At 64.4% G+C, this 23,185-nt stretch carries 27 protein-coding genes; 18 read left to right on the forward strand and 9 right to left on the reverse strand.

All coding sequences use genetic code 11. The features are described from left to right. Positions 1-12 precede the first annotated feature (12 nt). The 4 genes from WBN73_RS03525 to WBN73_RS03540 form a co-directional block, all read right to left on the reverse strand. Entirely contained in the window at positions 13-1,311 is a 1,299-nt protein-coding gene (locus WBN73_RS03525; protein WP_337339578.1) for a Y-family DNA polymerase, read from the reverse strand. Positions 1,312-1,487: 176 nt separating this feature from the next. After that, positions 1,488-2,000 carry a GNAT family N-acetyltransferase gene (locus tag WBN73_RS03530; RefSeq protein WP_337339577.1) on the reverse strand — a complete coding sequence of 171 codons (513 nt, stop codon included), beginning with the start codon at positions 1,998-2,000 and terminating at the stop codon, positions 1,488-1,490. After that, on the reverse strand, positions 1,997-2,344 hold the full coding sequence (locus tag WBN73_RS03535; protein ID WP_207596868.1) for an ArsR/SmtB family transcription factor: 348 nt from the start codon (positions 2,342-2,344) through the stop codon (positions 1,997-1,999). Before WBN73_RS03535 ends, WBN73_RS03530 begins: the two co-directional genes overlap by 4 nt. 51 nt (positions 2,345-2,395) lie before the next feature. Then, positions 2,396-3,136, reverse strand: a complete 741-nt coding sequence (locus WBN73_RS03540; RefSeq protein ID WP_337339576.1) for an MIP/aquaporin family protein — start codon at positions 3,134-3,136, stop codon at positions 2,396-2,398. A gap of 45 nt (positions 3,137-3,181) precedes the next feature. On the opposite strand from WBN73_RS03540, the gene WBN73_RS03545 reads away from it, so the two are divergent. The 6 genes from WBN73_RS03545 to WBN73_RS03570 all read left to right on the forward strand — a co-directional run bounded on the left by WBN73_RS03545 (position 3,182) and on the right by WBN73_RS03570 (position 7,993). Further along, a complete protein-coding gene (locus tag WBN73_RS03545; protein ID WP_337339575.1) occupies positions 3,182-3,856 on the forward strand; it encodes an arsenate reductase/protein-tyrosine-phosphatase family protein in 675 nt (224 codons plus the stop codon). 157 nt (positions 3,857-4,013) lie between these two features. Then, complete coding sequence (locus tag WBN73_RS03550; RefSeq protein ID WP_337339574.1) at positions 4,014-4,436, forward strand: arsenate reductase ArsC; 423 nt, start codon at positions 4,014-4,016, stop codon at positions 4,434-4,436. A gap of 31 nt (positions 4,437-4,467) precedes the next feature. Continuing rightward, on the forward strand, positions 4,468-5,457 hold the full coding sequence (gene trxB, locus WBN73_RS03555) for a thioredoxin-disulfide reductase (protein WP_337339573.1): 990 nt from the start codon (positions 4,468-4,470) through the stop codon (positions 5,455-5,457). A 42-nt stretch (positions 5,458-5,499) separates the two neighbouring features. Continuing rightward, positions 5,500-6,885 (forward strand): FAD-dependent oxidoreductase, encoded by a 1,386-nt coding sequence (locus WBN73_RS03560; RefSeq protein ID WP_337339572.1) that lies wholly within the window; start codon positions 5,500-5,502, stop codon positions 6,883-6,885. A gap of 35 nt (positions 6,886-6,920) precedes the next feature. After that, positions 6,921-7,577 carry an arsenate reductase ArsC gene (locus WBN73_RS03565; RefSeq protein ID WP_207596862.1) on the forward strand — a complete coding sequence of 219 codons (657 nt, stop codon included), beginning with the start codon at positions 6,921-6,923 and terminating at the stop codon, positions 7,575-7,577. Continuing rightward, positions 7,577-7,993: an arsenate-mycothiol transferase ArsC gene (locus WBN73_RS03570; protein ID WP_337339571.1), complete on the forward strand. Its 417-nt coding sequence runs from the start codon at positions 7,577-7,579 to the stop codon at positions 7,991-7,993. The genes WBN73_RS03565 and WBN73_RS03570 overlap by 1 nt, the downstream gene beginning before the upstream one ends. Before the next feature lie 46 nt (positions 7,994-8,039). Here WBN73_RS03570 and WBN73_RS03575 read toward each other — a convergent pair whose 3' ends face one another. Beyond that, the gene (locus WBN73_RS03575) at positions 8,040-8,327 is read right to left on the reverse strand and encodes a hypothetical protein (RefSeq protein ID WP_337339570.1); all 288 of its coding nucleotides are present in this window, start codon (positions 8,325-8,327) and stop codon (positions 8,040-8,042) included. A 125-nt stretch (positions 8,328-8,452) separates the two neighbouring features. Beyond that, positions 8,453-8,884: a LexA family protein gene (locus tag WBN73_RS03580; protein WP_026542753.1), complete on the reverse strand. Its 432-nt coding sequence runs from the start codon at positions 8,882-8,884 to the stop codon at positions 8,453-8,455. Positions 8,885-9,137: 253 nt separating this feature from the next. On the opposite strand from WBN73_RS03580, the gene WBN73_RS03585 reads away from it, so the two are divergent. Beyond that, positions 9,138-9,569 (forward strand): hypothetical protein, encoded by a 432-nt coding sequence (locus WBN73_RS03585; protein WP_337339569.1) that lies wholly within the window; start codon positions 9,138-9,140, stop codon positions 9,567-9,569. Between the two features lie 24 nt (positions 9,570-9,593). On the opposite strand, the gene WBN73_RS03590 is transcribed toward WBN73_RS03585, so the two are convergent. Together WBN73_RS03590 and WBN73_RS03595 are read right to left on the reverse strand one after the other, a co-directional pair. Further along, positions 9,594-10,190: a dihydrofolate reductase family protein gene (locus WBN73_RS03590; protein ID WP_337339568.1), complete on the reverse strand. Its 597-nt coding sequence runs from the start codon at positions 10,188-10,190 to the stop codon at positions 9,594-9,596. A gap of 51 nt (positions 10,191-10,241) precedes the next feature. After that, on the reverse strand, positions 10,242-10,370 hold the full coding sequence (locus tag WBN73_RS03595; RefSeq protein ID WP_278251950.1) for a hypothetical protein: 129 nt from the start codon (positions 10,368-10,370) through the stop codon (positions 10,242-10,244). On the opposite strand from WBN73_RS03595, the gene WBN73_RS03600 reads away from it, so the two are divergent. The 11 genes from WBN73_RS03600 (at position 10,369) to WBN73_RS03650 (ending at position 22,236) form a co-directional block, all read left to right on the forward strand. Continuing rightward, a complete protein-coding gene (locus WBN73_RS03600) occupies positions 10,369-10,800 on the forward strand; it encodes a hypothetical protein (protein ID WP_280627548.1) in 432 nt (143 codons plus the stop codon). The two genes, WBN73_RS03595 and WBN73_RS03600, sit on opposite strands and share 2 nt — an antisense overlap. 148 nt (positions 10,801-10,948) lie before the next feature. After that, on the forward strand, positions 10,949-13,684 hold the full coding sequence (locus WBN73_RS03605; protein ID WP_337339567.1) for a GMC oxidoreductase: 2,736 nt from the start codon (positions 10,949-10,951) through the stop codon (positions 13,682-13,684). Further along, positions 13,681-15,714 (forward strand): hypothetical protein, encoded by a 2,034-nt coding sequence (locus tag WBN73_RS03610; RefSeq protein WP_337339566.1) that lies wholly within the window; start codon positions 13,681-13,683, stop codon positions 15,712-15,714. The genes WBN73_RS03605 and WBN73_RS03610 overlap by 4 nt, the downstream gene beginning before the upstream one ends. Then, entirely contained in the window at positions 15,711-16,766 is a 1,056-nt protein-coding gene (locus tag WBN73_RS03615) for an alpha/beta fold hydrolase (protein ID WP_337339565.1), read from the forward strand. Before WBN73_RS03610 ends, WBN73_RS03615 begins: the two co-directional genes overlap by 4 nt. Further along, on the forward strand, positions 16,763-17,746 hold the full coding sequence (locus tag WBN73_RS03620; RefSeq protein WP_280627544.1) for an acetoacetate decarboxylase family protein: 984 nt from the start codon (positions 16,763-16,765) through the stop codon (positions 17,744-17,746). Before WBN73_RS03615 ends, WBN73_RS03620 begins: the two co-directional genes overlap by 4 nt. Then, positions 17,743-18,225 (forward strand): DUF1772 domain-containing protein, encoded by a 483-nt coding sequence (locus WBN73_RS03625; RefSeq protein ID WP_207596851.1) that lies wholly within the window; start codon positions 17,743-17,745, stop codon positions 18,223-18,225. Before WBN73_RS03620 ends, WBN73_RS03625 begins: the two co-directional genes overlap by 4 nt. Beyond that, positions 18,222-18,698: a hypothetical protein gene (locus WBN73_RS03630; RefSeq protein WP_337339564.1), complete on the forward strand. Its 477-nt coding sequence runs from the start codon at positions 18,222-18,224 to the stop codon at positions 18,696-18,698. The genes WBN73_RS03625 and WBN73_RS03630 overlap by 4 nt, the downstream gene beginning before the upstream one ends. Beyond that, complete coding sequence (locus WBN73_RS03635) at positions 18,695-20,050, forward strand: patatin-like phospholipase family protein (RefSeq protein WP_337339563.1); 1,356 nt, start codon at positions 18,695-18,697, stop codon at positions 20,048-20,050. Before WBN73_RS03630 ends, WBN73_RS03635 begins: the two co-directional genes overlap by 4 nt. Positions 20,051-20,206: 156 nt before the next feature. Beyond that, positions 20,207-21,127, forward strand: a complete 921-nt coding sequence (locus WBN73_RS03640; protein WP_337339562.1) for an FAD-dependent oxidoreductase — start codon at positions 20,207-20,209, stop codon at positions 21,125-21,127. A gap of 135 nt (positions 21,128-21,262) precedes the next feature. Further along, positions 21,263-21,955: a deoxyribose-phosphate aldolase gene (gene deoC, locus WBN73_RS03645; protein WP_207596848.1), complete on the forward strand. Its 693-nt coding sequence runs from the start codon at positions 21,263-21,265 to the stop codon at positions 21,953-21,955. A 53-nt stretch (positions 21,956-22,008) separates the two neighbouring features. Next, on the forward strand, positions 22,009-22,236 hold the full coding sequence (locus tag WBN73_RS03650; protein WP_089594218.1) for a hypothetical protein: 228 nt from the start codon (positions 22,009-22,011) through the stop codon (positions 22,234-22,236). 135 nt (positions 22,237-22,371) lie between these two features. Here WBN73_RS03650 and WBN73_RS03655 read toward each other — a convergent pair whose 3' ends face one another. Next, positions 22,372-23,181, reverse strand: coding sequence for a metal-dependent hydrolase (locus WBN73_RS03655; RefSeq protein ID WP_207596847.1), 810 nt, complete (start codon positions 23,179-23,181; stop codon positions 22,372-22,374). Between the last annotated feature and the right edge of the window lie 4 nt (positions 23,182-23,185).

Consider the following 23,185-nt stretch of genomic DNA (forward strand, 5'->3'; position numbering starts at 1 on the left):
GCGGCTCCCACGTCAGGCCGCCTTTACCAAGGGAAGTTCATCCCAGTTGGTGGTGTACCGGGGGCTGAGCATGTCGCGTTTCATGGACCAGTCCGGTCCTCCCTTGATTCCAGCGTGCCCCAGACCTATGGAGCCGCGGCCGTACCGCTTGCTGACTTGCTCCAGCAGGGGGCCGATGCCACGTTCTTCGTGCCGGTTCTCGAAGATCTCCAGGGGCTTCTGGTTGCCGCTGGGACGGAGGTCAGTAACCATGATCCCGGCCTTGGCGTACCTCAGGCCTTCCTGGATCCTTGGAACCAACGCATGCGCTGCCTTGGTCAGCAGCACGGGATCCGAAGTGGGCATGGGCAGTTTGACGTTAACGGTGGGAAACGACTTGTCGTTGGGGTTGTAGACCGATGTGGCAGCAAAGGCCGTCAACAGCTTTGCTTGGAGGTCATGTTTGGCCAGCCTGGCACTGGCCATCTGTCCGTAGATACTGAGCACCTGCCGCAGCTGCGCCGCCGTCGTGATCGGCGTGGAAAAGGAGCGGGAGAAGATCAACTGGTCCCTCCCGATCCTTTCCTCCTCCATCGGGATGCACGGGGTACCCTGCAATTCCAGCACCGTGCGCATCATGACGATGGAGAACTTGTCCCGCAAAGCCACTGGGTCAGCCCGGACCAGGTCCAGGATGGAGAAGATCCCCATGGCATTCAGACGTTTGGTCAGCCTGGTGGCAACACCCCAGATCTCCATCACGGAGAGCCGTGCCATGAGTGCTTCACGGTGGGCTTCTGGAATCGAGTCCCACCGGCACACTCCGTTGAAGCCCGGATTGTGTTTGGCCCATTTGTTGGCCAGCTTGGCGAGGGTCTTGGTTCTGGCGATACCTACGCAGACCGGAACCCCCACGTGCCGTTGGCACGCCGCTTTAATGGTGCGTCCCAACTCCAGCAGCTCTTCGGGCTGCCCTTTCACTCCGAGAAACGCCTCATCAATGGAGTAGACCTCCTGCCACGCCGAGTAGCGGGCCAGGAGCTCCATGACACGGGAGCTGATGTCCCCATACAGTTCGTAGTTGCTGGAGAGGGCAATGAGCCCCCATTCCTTGGCCCGTGGAGCAAGTTTGAACCATGGCTCCCCCAGCCCGATCCCCAGCTTCTTGGCTTCCGGAGACCTGGTGACTGCACAACCGTCGTTGTTGGACAGCACGATCAGCGGCTTGCCCTCCAGCGAGGGATTGAACGCACGCTCGGCCGACGCATAGAAGCAGTTGATATCCACGTGGGCGATCTCCTGCATCTGATGCATGAGTGCTGGCTTGGACATCGTCCTCCTCCTCCGTTCGGCCTTAGCACGCACGCTGCTGTTCCCCTGCAGGACACGCCGCGCATTCGAACATATATTCGAATACCTTTACTGTACTGCCACGCACCGACAAGAAGGCTTCGTCCGGACCACCGACAAGAATGCCGCCGGTTTAGTGAGCGGCATCAATCAGCTAGTTACACTGCGGGTGAGCGGCGTTCGAGCAGGAGTGTGTCGCGCCACTGGCCGGCGGCGGGACCGTAGGTCATGCGGGCGATGCGGCTCCTGTGTCCGATGACCCGGAAACCGGCGGATTCGTGGATCCGGAGGCTGGACTGGTTCTCCGGGAAGACGCTGGATTGGATAGTCCACACCCCGTCGCGCTCGGTGGAGTCGATGAGTGCCTGCAAAATGGCTTTGCCCAGACCGAGGCCGCGGGCTTCGGCCGCTACATAAATGGAGTGTTCGACCACGCCCGCGTAGGCAGGCCGGGACGAGACGGCGGAGACGGCGGCCCAACCCAGAACGCCCCGTCCGGGCGCTTCGGCGACGATCCGGTGCGCCTTCAACCTGGAGGTGTCGAAGGTTTCCCAATCGGGAGCCTTTTCCTCAAAGGTGGCGTGCCCCGTCTCGATGCCTTGCTGGAAGATGCGTCGGACAGCGGGCCAGTCGCCTTCCCGCATGGGCCGGACATCAAAATCACGGCTCATAGGGCAGTGAGGACTCCGGCGACGTCATCCAGGGCTCCGGGGACCAACGAGTAGTACGCCCAGGTGCCGCGCTTTTCGCGATGCAACAGACCGGCCTCGACCAGGATCTTCAGATGGTGGGAGACGGTGGGTTGACCCAGATCCAGCGGTTCGGTGAGGTCGCAGACGCAGGACTCACCGCCGTCGGCGGCCTTGACGATGGAGAGCAGGCGCAGCCGGTTGGGATCCGCCAGCGCTTTGAACACGATGGCCCGGCGCTGCGCTTCTTCAGCGCCAAGGGCTGGGGTAGCTGGCGGGCAGCAGATGGTCTGCGTGTCCGGTTCGAGCAAGGGCAGCGAGGTCATCTACCTATTATGCCGCAACATTGACATTCATCAATGTTTCGGCCGGCGGGACTACTGCTTGGCCGCTTCTACGGAGTGAGGGATGACAACGTCGGCGGCGGCCCGGCCGGCATGCGGGAAAAGCAGGAGCAGGATTCCAACGCCAACAGCCGCACCGAGGACCTGTACGGCGAGGAATGGTGGGACGGAACCCGGCGCAATGCCAGCGAAAGTGTCGCTGAAGATACGGCCGATGGTCACGGCCGGGTTCGCGAACGACGTGGAGGACGTAAACCAGTACGCAGCGCCGATGTAGGCACCTACAGCCGGGGCGGCCATAGCGCCGCGTTTGGTGGCCGCAAGGGAGAAGATCAGCAGGACCAGACCGGCAGTCGCGACCACCTCGGCCAGCAGATGACCCGCCGTTGCCCGCTCCTTGGTCGAGATGGACGTACCCACCTCAAACATCGCGTTCGCCAAGACACTGCCACCGATGGCACCGGCAATCTGGGCCAGGACGTAGAGGCCGAGGTCCGGCAAGGACAAGCCGGATCCGCCGCGCCGTCCGAGGAACCAGTCCACCATGGAGACAACCGGGTTGAAGTGGGCGCCACTGACCGGCCCGAACATCAGGATCAACACCGTCAGGCCAAGCACCGTGGCCGTGCTGTTTTGCAGCAACTGCAGGCCTGTGTCATTGGGCGAGAGCTGGGCTGCGGCGATTCCGGAACCAACGACGATGGCAACGAGCAGGCCGGTGCCGAGGAATTCAGCGATGGCACGGCGCCACAGGGGCGGCTGGAGTGAAGTCATGCCAACAGCTTGACGCATGGAATTAACTCAGTCAAAATTGAATCAATGAATATTGAAGCAGTCGACACATTCCAGGCCCGTGTAGCCAGGCACGCAGCCCTTGCCGATCCGGCACGCCTGCGTATCATGGACCTGCTGACCCTGGGCGACTTCTCGCCATCGGAACTGCAGGCCGAACTGGGCATGCCCGCCAACCTGCTCTCCCACCACCTCCGCACCCTGGAGGAAGCCGGCCTGGCAACCCGCCACCGCTCCGAAGCCGACAAGCGCCGCAGCTACCTCCGCCTCGTCACCGGCGCCCTCAGTGGGCTCGTGCCCGGGGCGGCACATACAGCAAGCCGTGTCCTGTTCGTCTGTACGCGCAACAGTGCCCGCTCCCAGCTGGCCACCGCCCTGTGGCGGCAGGTCAGCGACATCCCAGCAGCCTCGGCCGGAACGCGCCCCGCAAACCGCATCGCCCGCGGAGCCATCGAGACCGCCCGGCGTCATGGGCTGGACCTGCCCGACATCGCACCGCGCACCCTGGAAGAGGTTGCGGAGGAGGCCGACCTGGTAGTGACCGTCTGCGACAACGCCCACGAAGAACTGACCGGGCTGGGCGGAATCCATTGGTCCGTGCCGGACCCCCTCCGCTTGGACACGGCGGCTGCCTTTGACCATGCCTTCGATGACATCACCCGCCGGATCAACGACCTCGCGCCACGCATCACCGCCGCCTGACCATCGGGCACCGGTTGCAATATTGACATTCATCAATCTATCGTCCGATACTCGCTATATCGACCATCATCAATGTCCGTCACGGAGAGCTTCCCTCTCGGGCGCACCGCTTCAAACCTAGCCACCCGTTCACACAACCATTCCAGGAGAGAAACCCGTGAGCTACGAAACCACCAAGAAGCCCTCTGTCCTCTTCGTCTGCGTCCACAACGCCGGACGTTCCCAAATGGCCGCAGCGTTCCTGACAACCCTTGGCAAGGGTGAGATCGAAGTCCGCTCCGCAGGCTCCCAGCCCGCCGACAAGGTCAACCCGGCCGCCGTCGAAGCCATGGCCGAACTGGGTATCGACATGTCAGCTGAAATCCCCAAGGTCCTCACCACCGAGGCCGTCAAGGAATCCGACGTCGTCATCACCATGGGCTGCGGCGACGAATGCCCATACTTCCCCGGCAAGCGCTACGAAGACTGGGTCCTGGAAGACCCCGCCGGCCAAGGCGTGGACGCCGTCCGCCCGATCCGCGATGAAATCAAGACCCGCATCGAGGGCCTGATCGCCTCCCTCGTCCCGGCTGCCAAATAACCCACTTTTTCGAGCACCAGGAGAGTCTCCCGTGAGCACCGCCGTCCAGACCGAACAACTGATCATCATCGGCTCCGGCCCCGCCGGCTACACCGCGGCGATCTACGCCGCCCGCGCAGGCCTGAACCCGCTGGTCCTCGCCGGGTCGGTCACCGCCGGCGGTGCGCTGATGAACACCACCGAAGTCGAGAACTTCCCCGGCTTCCCAGGCGGGATCCAAGGCCCTGAGCTCATGGATGGGCTCCAGGAACAGGCGGAAAAGTTCGGCGCCCGGATAGTGTTCGACGACGTCACTGAAGTTGATCTTAAGGGTCACCTCAAGCGTGTGGTCACTGGAGGCGGCGAGACCCACGAGGCCCCGGCCGTCATCCTTGCCACCGGTTCCGCGTATAAGGAATTGGGCCTTCCGGAGGAGAAGAAACTCAGCGGCCACGGAGTGTCCTGGTGCGCCACCTGCGACGGCTTCTTCTTCCGCGAACAGGACATCATCGTGGTTGGTGGCGGCGACTCCGCCATGGAGGAAGCGACCTTCCTGACCCGCTTCGCCAGGACCGTCACCGTCGTAGTGCGCAAGGACGAACTCCGCGCCTCCCGGATCATGGCCCAGCGCGCCAAGGACAACCCCAAGATCAAGTTCGCCTGGAACTCGGCCATCACCACCATCCACGGCGACAGCAAAGTCACCGGCGTGACCCTCACGGACACCCGCACCGGTGAAACCCGTGAACAGGACGCCACCGGGATCTTTCTGGCCATCGGCCACCTGCCCCGCACCGAGCTGGTTGCCGGACAAGTCGACTTGGACGACGAGGGCTACATCAAGGTCGACTCACCCACCACGGTAACCAACCTCTCCGGCGTTTTCGCCTGCGGGGACGCCGTGGACCACCGCTACCGCCAAGCCATCACCGCAGCCGGAAGCGGCTGCGCGGCCGCGCTGGATGCCGAACGGTTCCTTGCCGCCCTGGATGACGCCCACAGCATCGCCACCGCCCTGGTCGAAGAACCAACCCACGCCTAACCACTCGAAACGCCACGCCAACGGATGAAACAAGAGGACAGCATGGATTCAGTGACGAACTTTCCCATCGCAGTGATCGGCGCAGGCCCGGTAGGACTCGCCACCGCGGCCCACCTGCTCGAACGCGGACTCGAACCGGTCATCTTCGAAGCAGGCCCCTCCGCCGGCGCCGCCATCGAACAGTGGCGGCACATCCGTTTGTTCTCACCCTGGCGCTTCAACCTCGACGACGCCGCCGTCCGCCTGCTCGAACCCACCGGCTGGGAATCACCCCGTCCCACCGCACTGCCCTACGGCGGCGAACTCATCGACAACTACCTCACCCCGCTGGCGGGTACACCCCAGATCGCTTCCCGGCTCCAGACCGGCTCCCGCGTCATCGCCGTGACCCGGCAGGGCATGGACAAAACCCACGTCCGGGACCGCGACACCACCCCCTTCGTTGTCCGGGTTGAGCACGACGGCGGAGAAACACGGGACCACACCGTCGCTGCCGTCATCGACGCCTCCGGCACCTGGTCCACCCGCAACCCGCTTGGCACCTCCGGCCTGCCCGCCATCGGCGAAGGCCTGGCAGCTGACCGGATCTCCTCGCCGCTGCCCGACGTTGTTGGCCGCGACCGCGCCGCTTTCGCCGGCCGCCGCGCCCTCGTCGTCGGGGCCGGCCACTCGGCAGCGAACACACTGATCAACCTCGCAGACCTCGCCAAGGACGAACCCGGTACCCGCATCCTGTGGGCCGTCCGCGGCAACTCCGCCGAGAAGGTCTACGGCGGCGGTGACGCCGACGGGCTCCCTGCACGCGGCCAGCTCGGCTCCCGCCTCCGCCGCCTGGTCGAGGCCGGCACCATCGAACTGCACACCGGGTTCGGCATCGCTGCCCTGAAAAACCTCGACTCGCATGTGAGCGTCGAAGCCGTCGATGGACGCACCATCGACGCCGACGTCATCGTCCCCTGCACCGGCTTCCGCCCGGACTTGGAGATCCTGCGGGAACTGCGTCTGGACCTGGACCCCGCCGTTGAAGCTCCCACCGGGCTCGGCCCGCTGATCGACCCTGAATTCCACTCCTGCGGCACGGTCCCTGCGCACGGCGCGAAGGTCCTGACCCACCCTGAAAAAGACTTCTACATCGTCGGGATGAAGTCCTACGGCCGGGCACCGACCTTCCTCCTCGCTACCGGCTACGAGCAAGTCCGTTCCGTCGCTGCAGCCCTCGCAGGCGACCAGGAATCGGCGGACACCGTCCACCTTGAACTGCCCGAAACCGGGGTCTGCTCCGCGGACGCCGGCACCAGCTGCGACGTTCCCGCCCCTGCCGCCACCGTGTCGCAGGAGCCAGGGTCGGGCTGCTGCGCCGCTCCCGAACCAGCATTTGTCGGCTTCCCGACCGGGCTCGCACACGGCCGATCCGGCACCACCAACTGAAAGCCAGTCACCAAAACAACCATTGGAGCACTGTCATGACCGACCACCAGGAAACCACGCTCGGCCTGCAGGACAACACCGAAGTACTCCACCGCATCAGTGACCGGCTCGCCGGACGTTACGCAGGGATCTTCGCCGCAGAAACCGTCGAACGCTACGTCTTCGAGTCCTACACAGCACTGGCCCGCACCGCGAAGGTCAGCGCCTACCTGCCCGCGACCACCGAGCACTTCGCCAACGACAGGCTCCACGCCCTGGCCAAGTCAAAAAGCTCCCTCGCCTCGGAGATCCCGGAGGTGTTGTTCGTTTGCGTACAGAACGCCGGCCGCTCCCAAATGGCCGCGGCCCTGCTCACAGCCGAAGCCAAAGGCAAGATCCGCGTCCGCTCCGCCGGGTCCCTGCCCGCATCAGAACTCGACGCCAACGTCGTGACAGTCATGAACGAGATGGGCTTGGATCTGGGCAAGGAATACCCCAAACCGCTCACCGACGACGTCGTCCGCGCCTCCGACGTGGTCATCACCATGGGCTGCGGCGACTCCTGCCCGATCTACCCCGGCAAACGCTACGAAGACTGGGAACTCACCGACCCCGCTGACCAGCCCCTCGACACCGTCCGGACCATCCGTGATGAAATCCACGGCCGTGTGAAGAACCTGGTCGCCTCCCTGACGAAAGAGACTGCACTCTAATGACCTCAGAACATCCCGCCGTCCTGTTCGTCTGCAGCAAGAACGGCGGCAAATCCCAGCTCGCCGCAGCTCTCATGCGGGAACTGGCTGGGGACAACGTCACCGTCTACTCAGCCGGAACAAAACCCGGCGCGGCGTTGAACGCCCAGTCCGTGGAATCCCTGGCCGAACTGGGCATCGACGTCACCGGCGAGTATCCCAAACCGATCACCGACGAAGTCCTCAACACCGTGGACGCCGTCATCGTTCTGGGAACCGAAGCCAAACTCGACCCACCGACCGGGAAACGCTTCGAAATCTGGGAAACCGACGAACCCTCAGAACGTGGCATCGAAGGCATGGAACGCATGCGCCTGGTCCGCGACGACATCAAAACCCGCGTCCAAACCCTCTACAGCGATCTCACGACAACCTAACCCGACAATGCTCGCCGTCGAGCTGGACGCAGGGCCCTGACACCCATCACACTGAACCACGACCAACTCCAGGGCCATGGTCGAAAGAGCGCTCCAAGGCAGCGATGAGAACAGCTGGCGCCAGCCGGTCCACGAGGTCCACCGGCCTGCCCTCGCGCAGCGCCGGGCATCCGGTGACCATCCACGCAGCAAAGTAGTTATGTGGAATCCTCAGGGCCATGGCCCGCGCAAACAGCCCCATCACCACGGGGTGCAAGGACAGGTCTTCCTGAAACTGGAAGCCTGGACAGTAAGTGCCATCTGCAGAAAACACCCGCACCAGCTCTTGCATCACAGGCTCCGGATCCTCATGTATCTGCGCAAGCCGGCTCCGGACCCTTTCCAGGCTTGGCAGGCCGAACTCGGCGCCCATCCGCTCCCAAAGCCCGCTGGGAATGGGGCCTTGCCAACGGGTCGAACTCAGATGTGGTGCAGGCACGTGGTGGCAACTCCCCAGATGGTGAGTTCGGACAGTGCCGGCACACGGATGTCCGGATACTTGGGATTGTCCGCTTGAAGGATCACTCCCGAAGGCGTGACGCGGAGCCTTTTGATGGTCAGTTCACCATCAAGGACAGCCACGACGACGGACCCATCCTTCGGCTCCAGCGCACGGTTGACGATCAGCTCGTCTCCATCACTGATCCCGGCACCTTCCATGGACTGCCCCGTCACCCTGACCACAAAAGTGCTGGTGACGTCCTTGATAAGGTGCTCGTTGAGATCGATCCGGCCATCAAAATAGTCCTGCGCCGGCGACGGATACCCGGCCGCCACCGGGAGAGGTGCCAGCAAAACCGACATCAGGGAAAAGCCCGCATCTATCACGCGGGGGCCGACTATCACGCCCACAACACACCTTTATTCGAATATATGTTCGATACTCGAGTGTACAGCGGATGACGGACATTGTTGTCACTCCGCGAAGTTTGCTGCGGCGCCAGGAAGCCGGCGGAATGGAGGGCCGCCGTTCATGCGTCTTGGCGAAAGACAGGTATTTTAGGGAAGGTCAAGCGAACTGCTACTTGGCAGGAACTGAACAAACCACCGTCTTCGGCTACAGGGTTCAATACCGCGGTGGCCGGATATCGCGCATTGGAGAGCCATGACCGCCCGTAGCAAGGACGTCGCTGATGCGCTCAGCGCCGATGTCACACGCATAGTCAAGGAACGCTACCCGGATGAGCTGGCACGCGCGCAGGCCGTCCACGCACGCTCCGAGAAATTGGTTCTCGCGTTCATGGTCTCCTCGGTTGCGCTGTGGTTCCTCGGTCCGGCTCTGTTCCTGAACGGCCTCATCAGCCCGGTGGTCGCCATCGTGGTGCCGGGGCTGCTGACCCTCGGGTTCCTCACGATCGTGCTCGTCGCCATCGTCCGCAACAGGGCTGCGGCGCGACCCATCGTCGGGTACGCGAAGCAGTGGGGTCAGAACGTCACCAGCGTGACGAAGAAGGGCATTACCGTCGCCGTCCCAAAGGGCGCAATCACGGTACCCGCGGAGTTCCGTGAGACACGCAGGGTCACCCGCCAGCACTGATACCGCGATGGCGCCAGGTCCGGATCAGCGCTGCACCCGATACCGCACGTGGGTGACGAGTCCGGTCCCGCGCGCTTCGATCGGTTCAAGCGTCACGCCCCCCACGCCGTCGAGCAGCCGTTCGCCACCCCCCAGGATCACCGGCGAGATGTGAAGCCGCAGTTCGTCCATGAGGCCTGCGGAGAGAAACTGACGGGCGGTTTGCGCTCCCCCCGCAATCGCCACATCCCTATCCCCGGCGGCTTCCCGGGCCTGGGCCAAGGCCGATTCGATGCCGTCAGTGACGAAGTGAAAAGTGGTGCCACCGTCCATCGCCAGCGGCTCGCGCTGGTGATGGGTCAGGACGAAAACAGGTGCATGATACGGGGGTTCCTCACCCCACCAGCCGCGCCATTCCTGATCCCACGGGCCCGATCCGGGACCGGCGAACATGTTCCGGCCCATGATGTAAGCACCAGCTTCGAGGATGCCCGCGATCTCTGCTGCGCTGGCCTCCCGCTCCTCGAACTGCCAACGGTGCAGGCTCTCGCCGCCCTCCCCCAGCGGCTTGTCCGGGGACTGGTTGGGCCCGGCAACAAATCCGTCAAGGGAAACAGTCAGATCACAAGTGACACGGCTCATGCGCCCATCCTGCCACCGCACGCCCGGTGCGGCCAGGGGCCAGCCCGGCCATCACAGCACCACCTGCATGGCGTTCTGCCGTTCCATGCGGAGCATCCGGCGGCGCATCTGTACGGCAGAACGGACGAGCCCTACGCTGAACCTGTCCACCAGCGCGACGACGCGAAAAGAGGCAGCCATGGCACGGGATCCAAAACCCACGTTGGAGCAACTGACGATCCTCGTCGGCGAGTGGGAAACGTCAGTACCTGGCCAGGAGGTCTCCGGCCGGACGACTTTCGAATGGCTGGAGGGTGGCGGTTTCCTCATCCAACGATCCACGGTCCAGCGGCCGGAGTACCCCAATGCGGTCAGCGTCATTGGTGCCACCGGCTCGGACGGAGCCTTCCAGCAGCACTATTTCGATTCCCGAGGGGTCGCCCGGATCTATGACATGACGCTCAAGGACAACGTCTGGATTCTCTTCCGGGATGGCCCGGACTGGCCCCAGCGCTTCGTTGGCCGCCTCACCGAGGACGGCAACACCATCACCGCCCGCCTGGAGCGCGGCACCTACCCGGGCGGGCCGCTGGAGCACGACTTCGACATGATCTACACCCGGATCGTCTAGTGCACCCTGAACCCAAGTACGCCACCTCATTTACAGATCCCCTGCCCGGTGGGAACATAAGCCCCATAGTCCGCGGAGGCAACGCCCGGCCACACCCGGCGGCGTCAGCTGCAGCTATGTAGTCAGCTCTCCTCTGAGAGGAACGGCCATGGGTCGTCTGGGGACCGGGAACAGTGGGGATGCGGGGTCTGAGCCCGCGTCTGATCCGCCACGCCACCGCGGCAGCGGCATCGGCAGCGGCATCGAAAAAGTCGACGCAGTGGTGGTGGGCTCCGGCTTTGGAGGTTCCGTTGCGGCGCTTCGACTGGCCGAAGCCGGACAGTCCGTTGTGCTCATGGAACGCGGCAAACCATACCCGCCGGGCAGCTTCGCGCGCTCGCCGTCGGAGATGGGCCGCAACTTCTGGGATCCGGACCGCGGCCTGTATGGACTCTTTGATGCCTGGACGTTCCGCGGCACGGAGGGACTGGTGTCCAGCGGGTTGGGCGGCGGCTCACTCATCTATGCCAACGTCCTCCTGCGAAAGGACGAAAAGTGGTTCGTCAACGAGTCCCCGATCCCCGGCGGTGGTTACGAGAACTGGCCCTTCACCCGGGCTGACCTTGATCCCTATTACGATGCCGCCGAAGCCATGCTGCAGCCTGTCCCGTATCCCTACAAGGACACCGCGAAGACCCTTGCCATGGAGAAGTCCGCCGCTAACCTGGGGCTGTCCATCACCCGGCCTCCCATTGCCGTCACGTTCTCAACGGCGCCTGGCACGGAGCCCCGGACCAATCACGCCTTGCCCCTTCCCGGCTACGGGAGCATCCATGGTCCCACCACGGTGCGGACCACCTGCACGCTGAGCGGTGAATGCGACATCGGGTGCAACGCCGGCGCCAAGAATACGCTGGACCACAACTACATTTCAGCGGCGTCCTTCAGGGGTGCCGATGTCAGGACGTTCCACGATGTCCGCGGGATTCGGCCGTTGGACTCTGGAACGCAGGGCGGGGGCTATGAAGTCCGCTATGTGGTGCACCATCCGGATCGACACGGCGAACTCCTCACAGAACGCATCATTCATTGCCGCCGGCTCATCCTGGGGGCCGGTACGTTCGGCACCAACTTCCTCCTGCTCCGCAACCGTGGCTCCCTTCCGGCGCTCAGCGACGCCCTGGGCACCCGCTTCAGCGGCAACGGCGACCTTTTGACGTTCATCATGGGCGCCAAGACTCCCCCGGCCAATGGCTCACGCCCGGGTGTCCGGACATTGACCGGAAGCCGCGGGCCGGTGATCACCACAGCCATCAGGGTCCCGGATTCGAACGACGACGACGGCGATGGTCGCGGCTACTACGTGGAGGATGCCGGGTATCCGGCCTTCATGAACTGGCTCATGGAAACAGCCCAACTGCGCACCACCATGAAACGGACGGTGAAACTGGCGGGGCAACTGCTCAAGGACAGGTTGTTCGACGCCGGCCGCTCCAACGTCTCCGCCGACCTCGCCGCAGCACTGGGCGACGGCCGATTGTCGTCCAGTTCGGTGCCTCTGCTGGGAATGGGAAGGGACATTCCCGACGGCGTCATGACCCTTCGCGACGGGAGGCTGGCCATCGCCTGGACCATGGCAACGTCCAAGGAGTATTTCGGCCGCGTCCGCGAGACCATGGAGGCGATTTCCAAGGACTTGGACGGGGACTTCATTGACAACCCCCTGTGGTGGGCCAAGCGTGTCATTACGGTTCACCCCATTGGAGGCGCCCCGTCCGGCCGGCATCCGGGGGAAGCCGTCTGCGATTCGTATGGGGAGGTGTTCGGATACCCGGGACTATTCGTCGTTGACGGGGCCGCAATGCCCGGTCCGGTGGGCGCCAACCCGTCCCTGACCATCGCCGCATTCGCAGAGCGGACCTGCGCCCACATCATCGAGAACGCAGACAAGGCGCAACACCGGGGCATCCGTCCGGAAGACACTGAAGGCTCCGGCGGGGCCCGCGAAAAGGTGGCCGTTGAACGGGAGGCAGCAGGCGCCGTCGTCGACGTCGGTGCATCCGCTCCGCGCGCGTTGGCGCCGGACGCTACCAAAGGCAAGGCGGCACCAGCGGAACTGCCCGCGAGCGCAGCGCCTGAGGTACCTCAGGCGCGCAGCCGCGGACTCGGCGGGCCTGGCACTCCCGACGCCCCAGAGACCACCTCCGTGCGGTTCACCGAGCAGATGCACGGTTGGTTCAGTCCAGGCACCACCGATCCGGAAAAGGGTCGGAGCCTGGGCCGGGACCGCAGCCGGAAGATCATGTTCGAACTGACCATTACCGCCGAGGACATGGAGGCGTTCGCGACCGATCCGAACCACCCTGCCAAGGCCGAGGGCTACGTGCTGGCGGACTACTTTGGTGGCCGGATGCCGGTAGAGCGGGGCTGGTTCAATCTCTTCATTCCGGATGCGTCCGACGACGGCGCACCAGCCAGGCGCATGCTCTACCGCTTGTGGCTTCGGGACCCAGGTGGCACGCCGTTCACGTTCACCGGGCACAAACTGATCCATAACGAGGCAGGTTTCGACCTCTGGGCGGACACCACCACCCTGTACGCCACCATCCTCCGCGGCCATGTGCCGCCGGATGCTGTGCCACCCGATCCAGGGACGCCGGACGTTGCACCGCCGGACGCCGGTCGGCCCGTTGCAAGCGGCGCTGCCCAGGCAGGCGTAGTTGGCGCCGGGATCCTCTTCATCCGGCCTCTCGACTTCGCCAGGCAACTGACCACGTTCCGGGCCGAAGGACCGGCCCCGGCCGCAGGCTTGATGACCTTCGGCAAACTGTTCGCCGGCGAACTCTGGCAGGTCTACGGCCAGGGTCTCAGACGCGTACCGTTCCCGTTCACGTCAAAACAATGAAAAGCCGGGAGCTCGCGAAACACCACGCCGCACTGGGCTTCACACCCCAGACGGCGGTTCGTTGGCTCTCGCCCCTGTCCTTGGCCAGAACCGCGTTGAAGGTCGCGGCGGCCACAGTCTTTGCCGATTTTGGCGATAAGCGCGAGCTTGAGGGAAGCTTTCCAGCGGACCCCTTGCGTTTGGACAAACTTCCCGTCCCGGGCCAACCGGCGCAGCCCATTGTCAGCAGCCGCGGGCTTCCCTCACCTGCCGATCTCGAGGATGAGCCCGCCGCGGCTCCGGCAACGACGGAGATGTGGCTCGATTTCACGGCCGACCTCGGCGATGGCTTCGATGCCACCTACACGGTGGCATCCTTGCTGGCCCAGGACACCCTGACGGTGGACGGGCATGAACTTCCCCGTGGAAGGGTGCTGGTCCTTGGCGGGGACGAGGTCTACCCGGTGGCGTCGCCTGCGGCGTACGAGAACCGGATGGCGGGCCCGTACCGGACGGCGTTCCCACCTGTGTCGAGTGGCCCGGTGAGCGGGCCAGGAAGCGCCGGCGCCGCGCACAACGGGCCCCACAACGCGCCTCCGGTCATGCTGGCGCTTCCCGGCAACCACGACTGGTACGACGGCCTCACCTCGTTCATCCGGGTGTTCACCAGGCAGCGTAGCATCGGAAACTGGCGGACCATCCAAACCCGGAGCTACTTTGCCCTCCGGCTGACCGGAATCCCTCCCGGACCGGGCCGGAACGGCACCCCCGGCTGGTGGTTGCTGGGCTTGGACAGCCAACTGGGGCAGTACATCGACGAGCCACAACTGGACTATTTCTACCGGAACGTCACTCTGCAACTGCAGCCCGGCGATGCGATCATCCTCTGCGTCGCTGCTCCGTTCTGGGTTGACGCCACTCAACCCGGGTGGGGTGAATTCCGGCAGGTGAACTTCTTCGAGCAGGACTATCTGCGCCGCCGCTTCAACCCTGAAACGGGCCTCTTCGACGCCACAGGTGCCAGCGTCAGGCTCTGGCTCACCGGAGACCTCCACCACTACTCCCGCTACGAGGACTCCCCTTCCCACCATCACTCCCCCAACCAGCACCAGGCCACGGATCCGGGCAGGACCCAGATGATCACCTGCGGGCTGGGCGGCGCTTACCTCTCGGATACCCACGGACTGCCGGAACATCTCACCCTGCCTGCCGCGCCGGCTGCTCCCGGTGAATCGTCCAGTGTGCGGGACACACAACGGTCGGGCCCACAACAGACGGGCCCAGGCCGCGCCTTCACCCGCACGACCACCACCTTCCCCGGCCAAGGGAACTCCCGCCTGCTCGGCCCGCAACTGGCCAACCCCTTCTCGCAGTTCTGGCTCCCCATCCGCAACCCCGGCTTCGGACTATCGCTGGGCATCATGCACGTGGTGGCCGCCCTGACGCTGTGGACGGTCTTCAGCGCCTTTCGCGGGGAAGGATTCGTGGACAGCCTGCGCAGCCTGAGCCGCGGAGACACCCCGGTACTTGTCAGTGTCCTGATCCTTGCAGGGCCGCTCCTCCTGGCGATTGCCTCGTTGTCCGCGCGTTCGCTGGGCGTGGCCCAGGCGGGCATCGTCGTTTTCGCCCGCGGCGCCCTGTACCAGCTGTCCGCGCTCGCGGTGAGTACCGCCGTCGTGATCCTTGTTCCTTGGCCGGAGATCTGGCCGGACGTCGTGATCCTGCTCCTGGTGCTTGGCCTGGTACATCTGGGCGGGTGGGCGCTTGGCAGCGAGGCCTTCGCCCTGTACATCCTGGCGACACCCAGTGGCGAGGTGGCCTCGTGGAAGATGTCAGGCCAGGCGATCGAGGACCACAAAGGCTTCCTCCGCATCCACCTCTCACCCGACGGCAACCTCACTGTCTACCCGTTGATGGTGGACACCGTCTGCCGCGACTGGCAACTGGCAACGAACGACGACGGCGCGCGGCTGGTTCCGGTGACCGGCCTGCCTGCCGTGCGGCTGCTTGAAGAACCCATCACCATCGCACGGAAGGGAAACACCCCATGATCATCACCCGTGCCGAGCACAGGACCGAGGTCATTCCTCTCCGTGCCCGGGACAACACGCCCTTGAGCCTGGTCCACGTCACCTCACCCCTTGAAGCGGTCAAGGGGCCGGTGATCCTGGTTCACGGTTCCGGAGTGCGGGCCGAGCTGTTCAGGCCGCCGGTCCGCACCACCATCGTCGATGTCCTCCTCGAAGACGGGTGGGATGTTTGGATGCTGAACTGGCGGGCATCGATCGACCTTGATCCCCTGTCCTGGACGCTTGCCGATGCCGCCGTGTACGACCATCCTGCCGCCGTCGAGCACGTCCTGAACGCTACCGGCGCGGAGACCATGAAAGCCGTCATCCATTGCCAGGGCTCTACGTCGTTCACGATGTCGGCCGTGGCGGGGCTGCTGCCGCAGGTGGACACCATCGTGTCCAACGCGGTGTCCCTGCACCCCGTAGTGCCGGCGTTCTCGCGGCTGAAAATCAACTACCTCACGCCCGTAGTCAAAGCCTTCACGCCGTACCTGTCGCCGGCATGGGGGTACAGGTCCCAGGGCTACTTCACCCGGGCCATCCGGGGCCTGGTCAAAGCCACCCACCATGAGTGCGACAACACTGTTTGCAAGATGGTCAGCTTCACCTACGGCAGCGGCCGCCCCGCCCTCTGGTCCCATGAGAACCTCGACGACGCCACCCACCAATGGCTCACCGGCGAGTTCGCCGAGGTGCCCGTGACGTTCTTCGAGGAAATGGGCCGCAGCATCAAGGCCGGGCACATGGTGGCCGCCGGCGACCATCCGGAATTGCCGGACAACCTGGTGGCCGAAGCCCCCCAGACCGATGCGAGGTTCGCCTTCATCGCAGGTCTGGACAACCTGTGTTTCCTGCCCGAAAGCCAGCAACGCACCTACGAATTCTTCCAAAAGCACCGCCCCGGGAAGGATTCACTCCACCTCATCCCCGGGTACGGCCACCTGGACGTCTTTTTCGGCGACCACGCCTGGCAGGACACCTTCCCCATCATCGTCGACGAGCTGAACCGAAACCCGGAGTCGAAGCCATGAAAAACCTCACCGAACTGGCCGCACCCTTGCTCAAGCTCCTCCCGTCCCCGGTTCCGCGGAGGCAAGAACGGCTTCGCGGACAGCATGCGTTCGCGGACGGGATCAAATACGTCATGCCGGTCAATTCCGACGACTCACCGGTGTTGATGGCGGCCTTCCCCATCAACAAGCGGGCAGCCGCCGCTGCACTCCCCGGTTCGGAAATGCGGCCGTTCACCCTCGGCGGCAAAGGGCTCCTGGTGGTGACAGTGGTCAACTACAAATCCACGGACATCGGCAAGTACATCGAATACTCCCTGGCCATCGCCATCACCCACGGCAGCAGGCCTGCCCCGCCCATCCTTCCCCTGCTTTTCCAAAAGACGTTCAAGCTCGGCCAGTTCGTAGTGGACCTGCCCGTCAGTACCGAAGTTTCCGTGAAAGGGGGCAAAGGAATCTGGGGCATGCCCAAGCACCAGGCCAATCTGGACTTCGTGGTTACGGACACCACCGTGTCAGCCCAATACGACAAGGACGGCCAGTTGGGTTGCTACATCGAAATTGAACGGCCGGCCGGACCAGGGGCAACCCAGCTTCCCCTCAAACTTGCCGCGTCCAACTACTGTGTGTTCCGGAACATGCTCTGGAAATCGGACATCTACTTCGAAGCCACCGGGGACATCGCCCTCGGCGCCCAGGCCAAGGCGCGGCTCATCCTCGGTGACGCGCCCGGCGTCGAGCCTTTAAGGGACCTGCAGGTAGAGAGCAAACCGGTGTTCACCGCCTGGCTGCCCCAAGCCCACGGGGTCCTGGATGACCACTACGAAGCGTGGTTCCTCACGGCTCCCACCCAACTGGAGGCCGTGGCCCTTCGCGGCGGGGACATGATGGACAGCGTGGTGGACCTGGGCCAAGGGCAGGAATGGCTGGCGCCACCGGACCGGAGCCGGGTCCCGGGCGCTGCCGCACCAAGTGCCGACTCCCGTGGTGGTGTCCAGTGAACTGGCTCCTCCTGCTCAACGCCCTCTACTTCCTCTTCGGGGCCACCATGTACGTGGGCACCATGTGGGTCCTCAAGTTCTTCCTCTACCCCACCTGGGAATCGTTGGCCCGGGACAACGTGGACATGCACTTCGGCATCCCCACCCGGGCGGCCACCAAGTTTTTCACCATCGTGGTGCCCATCATGTTCATCTCCGGCGGCATTCTCGTCTGGTCCGAATGGGGAACCGTCCGAGTCATCCCCGCCATCATTTGCCTGCTGGGAATCATTGTCCTGACCTGGGTGGGCCAAGGGATCATCATCCCCATCAACGTCCGGATCCGTGGCGGCGACTTCGCGGACGATGCCGAGCTCAGGTCGCTGCTCAAACGCTGGATGATGCTCAACGACATCCGTTTCTACGTCTCAACCCTGACCTGGGCGGCCATGGTGTGGCTGTTGGTGGACCGCGGCCGGCTGCTGGAGTCCTACGCGTGACCGCGCACCAGCCGGCACACTCCGGGCGCCACCCCCGGAAAACACACCGGCCGGGCACCGTTGCCTGGGCCGTGGCCGATCCCCTCCGCGCCGTCCTCGCGGTCATCGCCGTCATCACCGTCCTGACCGGAGCCGTGCAGGTCCCGTTCGGTGGGCCAGTCCTGCAACTGATCGGCGCAGACTCCACCCCCGAAACCCGCCAACTCTTCGGCACCGTGGGAATGTTCATGGTGGTGGTGGGCGGACTGCTCCTCCACACCCTCCTCAACGCTGTTCCCTCCCCCGAGGTGGTGTTGTGGTCCGGGCTCCAGAAAACCGGCGCGTTCGGGGCCGTGGGCATCGGCGTCCTCAACGGTGTCTTCGCACCCATTGCCCTGATGGTGGCCTTCTTTGACCTCGCAACCGGGATTCTCCTCTACGTGTATTGGCGCCGTCTCAGCGCCGCACCTGCCAACTCCGGGTTGGCAGGATGAAGCACCCGGCAAAACGCTCACTGGTCCTCGCCGGCGGCGGCATGCGGGTGGCTTGGCAAGCCGGAGTGGTAAAGGCGCTCACCGAGGAAGGCTTGGAATTCCAGCACGTCGACGGCACCTCCGGCGGGATCCTCACGGCCGGCATGATTCTCTCCGGCGTCTCGCCGGATGAGATGTGTGCCCGGTGGTCGGGCGTCGACGTTAAGGACTTCGGCTCAGCACTGCCCGTGGGCGACTACCTCAAGGGTCCGTGGTCGTTGCCCGCCGTTGGCGACGCCGACGGTATCCTCAGCAAGGTCTTCCCCGCCTTGGGCATCAACGACGCCACCATCCGGGCCCACGCAGCGGAACCGGACGCCGTCGAGGGTTCCTTCAACGTGGTGGAGTTCACCGGAAAGCGCTGCCACGCCATCGACGCCACGGACATTGATGCCGGGCTCATGGCTGCCGGCATGTCACTTCCGATCTTCCTCCCGCCTCTGCGGCGGGACGGAAAAGTCTGGACCGATGCCGTCTGGATCAGGGACGCCAATGTGGCCGAAGCACTGCGGCGTGGGGCCGACGAAGTGTGGTTGGTCTGGTGCATCGGAAATACGCCTTACTGGGGCGACGGGCCGCTGGAACAGTACGTGCACATGATCGAGATGAGTGCCATGGGCGCCCTCCTGGCTGATTTCGATGCTGCCGAGGCTGCCGGACGCGAATTTGTGCTGCACGTAGTCCGTCCCCGGCACCCCCTTCCTCTGGATCCAGAGTTCTATCTGGGCAGGATCGATGCCGATACGCTGATCGGCATGGGCTACAGGGACGCCCGCGCCTACCTCGATTCGAGGACTGACACCGGATTGGCCAAGGATGCCAACTGCACGGCGATGACAGAGCCTGCGCCGGGTGTCCGCGTCAACGACACCCTCCGGGGCGACTTGGACGGATCGCCCGTGACGTTCAAAGCCACGGTGGTCCTTCCCACCGATCCCGGGGACGAAGCGCCGCAGCTCAGCGGCTATCTGGAACACTCCCGGTTCGGGCGGGTCTTCCTGGCGGGCGGGCGCGTAGAGACCCACGGCGACGACGTCACCTACCGTGCCCGCATAAGGGTCGACGGCGGGTGGCAGAGTCTTGCGGTAACCCGCACATTGCACGATGACCCGGGGCCGGACGCCTGGGCGGATTCGCGGCGAGCCAGGCTGGAAGTGGGTGGACTGGTGGCCGATCTGACCATGAGCCTGGCCGACGCTGCCGGCTTTCTGGCTTCCGTTGAACCCGTCGGCGCCCACGGTTTCGTGGACCGTGCGGGCGCGGTGGCAGGCTTCGCGGGGAACGGTTTCCGTGAGCTCCTGCGCCGATACTGACGCCGGCGGCAGGCCCAATGTGACGCACGTTATTACCGGCCGGTAAACACCACGCTTCAGATCCGCCAAAGATGGCAACAGCGGGGAAACACCCGCGAAAAACCGGCCGCCTACGCTGATGATCAACAGCAGGTCATCTGAGCGAAAGGGCCAAACATGTCCGCCACCCCGTCCGCACCCTCCCTCCACATCGTCATCGCAGGCGCAGGCCCAGCGGCCCAGGCATTGGTGCGGCGGCTTGCAGGAAGGTCAGACTCCCGGCAACGCGCTTTCGACGGAACCATCACCGTCCTCAGCAACCGCGATGAGTGCCCTGACGCTTTACTGGAACTCGCCGAGCTCCCCCAGGTTTCGGTCCGTTTCGGGCAGCCGGCCAGCTTCATCGACTCCGATGCCAAAATGGTCACCACCGTGGACGGCCTGGAATTTTCCTACGACCAGTTGGTCATCGCCACCGGTTCTGCCCCTTCCCTCCCGCCCGTAGCCGGAGCCGAAGCTGGCCTGAGCTACTCCACCATCGACGACGCCGCGACCATCGGTGAGGCCGTCAAGGAGGTCACGAGGATGGTGGGCCGCCGTCCCCTCGGAATCCTGGTGGGCAGTGGGCCTGCCGCCGGCCAGGCAGAGGCCGTGCTCCGTGCCCGTGGAGTCCGGCCAGTCCGCACCACCCTTCGCCCCGCCGCGGTGATTGCCGATCCCATTCCCGTTGCTTCCACAACTCCTGTTGCGTCCCCTGCCGCAGGCGCACCGGAGTCCAACCTGCCGGCCACTGGCATCCTGTTCGAGGACGGCAGCAGCATGAAGGGGGACCTCGTGGTGATTGCCGAGGAACGCACGGCCCGTAACGACCTGGCCGCGAGCGCCGGCTTGGCGGTGGCGTCCGACGGCGGCATTTCCGTGGGGCGCGACCTCGCCACCTCCGTCCCGGGCATCTGGGCGATCGGCGACGCCGCTTCGTGCGACGGCCTCCGCCTTGGCCTGCTTCTCTCCGCTGAGTCTTCTGCGATGTTGTGCGCATCCGGCATGTTGTTGGGGACACGGGGCAGCTCTGACCAGCAGGTCCCCATGGCGGCTTAGCCCGTCCTGGGGCCCGCCTTCCACGGCACCCAGGCCCTCCCTGCGGCAGGCAACCCATGTGGCAAGATGGTCCTTTGACGGGCAGTGACAACCCTGCGGCCATCGGGCCGGCCACGCCCTGCACGGAAGGATCCCATGAGCAACCAAGCCGTCGCCCCGGCGAACATCGCCTCCTACATCGACCACACCTTGCTGAAGCCGGAGGCCAGTGAAGCAGACGTCCTCAAGGTCTGCGCCGAGGCCATCGAATACCGGTTCAAGTCCGTCTGCGTGAACCCGGTCTGGGTCAAGACCGTCACCAAGGCCCTCAAAGGCTCCGGTGTGCTGACGTGTTCGGTCATCGGATTCCCACTGGGCGCTACGCCCAGTGACGTCAAGTCTTTTGAGGCCCGCGGAGCAGTGCTCGATGGTGCGGACGAGATCGACATGGTGATCAACATGGCCTCTGCCCGGGCCAATGACAAGGGTGCGCTGGTGGACGACATCAGGGCTGTAGCCGAGACGGTCCACGCCGGTGAGGCCATCCTGAAGGTCATCATCGAGACGTCCATGTTGACCGACGAGCAGAAGGTCATCGCCTGCGAAGCGGCCGTGGAAGCAGGTGCGGACTTCGTGAAGACCTCCACCGGCTTCAATGGCGGGGGTGCAACGGTTGAGGACGTCGCCTTGATGCGCAAGACCGTTGGACCGGACCTCGGGGTCAAAGCCTCCGGTGGCGTGCGCTCCCTCGCCGATGCACAGGCTATGATTGCTGCTGGTGCAACACGTATCGGAGCAAGTTCCGGAATTGCCATCGTCAAGGGTGAACAAGGTTCATCCGCCTACTGAGGCTTCCGCAACTGCCAAAGAATTTTGAGCCCCGCGGGGCCGAGGAGGAACGAATGTCCAAGAACGCAACAAGCGCCCCCATTGAACGCGAGAACAACCTGGGCACAAGCATTGTGCTGTTCGTGGTCATGATCGTGCTCTTCCTGGGCTCCATCTACTCGCTGTCCTTCCTGAGCTTGGACAACCCGTGGCCGATGGCCGTTTGCCTGGGCCTGTTCGCGCTGGCTTTCTGGATCCCGCAGACCATTCTTGGCCGTTCTGATTCCGCTGGCGAAAGCTAAACCCCTTAGATACAGCGAAGCGGCCCAGGTTGATGCCTGGGCCGCTTTCTTTTAACCAATTGGACGCCCGCCCGCGATGCAGTCAGGGGCGATCCCGCCATGAGCAATCCCGCCAGGAGCAATCCCGCCAGGCCGTCACGGTAACTGCACCACGCCGCCCAAGGCCGCCAGGACACCGGGCCAGTGCTGTTGCGCCAGTGTCCATGCCGCGGCTCCCATGCCCACCATGGCATAACCACTGACGGGAATCAGGACCAGCCACTCGCGTCGGGAACCAGCCCGCCCCAGCAGTGGAATGGAGAAGGCCCCGTTGGACCGCCAAATTCCGCTGATCACCGATTTGCGCAGGAATTTAGGTGGCTTGATGACAATCGGCCATAACAGCGGAACTCCCCCCACCGTGATCATGTCCCCCACAATGTGCACCACCACGCCGGTGAGCATGGACAGCGGCAACCAACCCCACTGATCCGGCGCGAACCACGTCACCAGGCCGGCCATGACCAATGCGAACAGCCAGTTGGTAATCCAGCCTGACTTCGGGAACAGGTTCAACGCCTTGGCCGCCAGGTTGATCATGAACATGCACAGCAGCCCCGCGCCCACAGACAACTTTCCCATGGGCGTCACCATCTGGAACTGCGCGGCCATTGCTGCCAGCACAACAAAGGCCGAGGCCCCCAACAGGGAATGCGTCCCTTGGCGGTGCCCGCCGCTGGCCTTCTCAATTCCCACCGCAATCATGTTGGACAACGGCGGCAGGGAGTTGGCGATCGTGCTGTGGCGGTGGTCCCAGTCGACCACCAAAGCAGTTCCCGCCGTCGCCATGGCACCGATCAGGATCCCGGTGGAATCCAAGGGGTACCAACCCAGGGCGTACGGGCCGGTTGAGGCAATAGCTATCCACGCCGCGGCTCCCGACGCGGCGTGATGTCCTCCCATCATTCAG

The sequence above is a fragment of the Paenarthrobacter sp. CCNWLY172 genome, assembly GCF_037402035.1.
Taxonomy (GTDB): Bacteria; Actinomycetota; Actinomycetes; order Actinomycetales; family Micrococcaceae; genus Arthrobacter.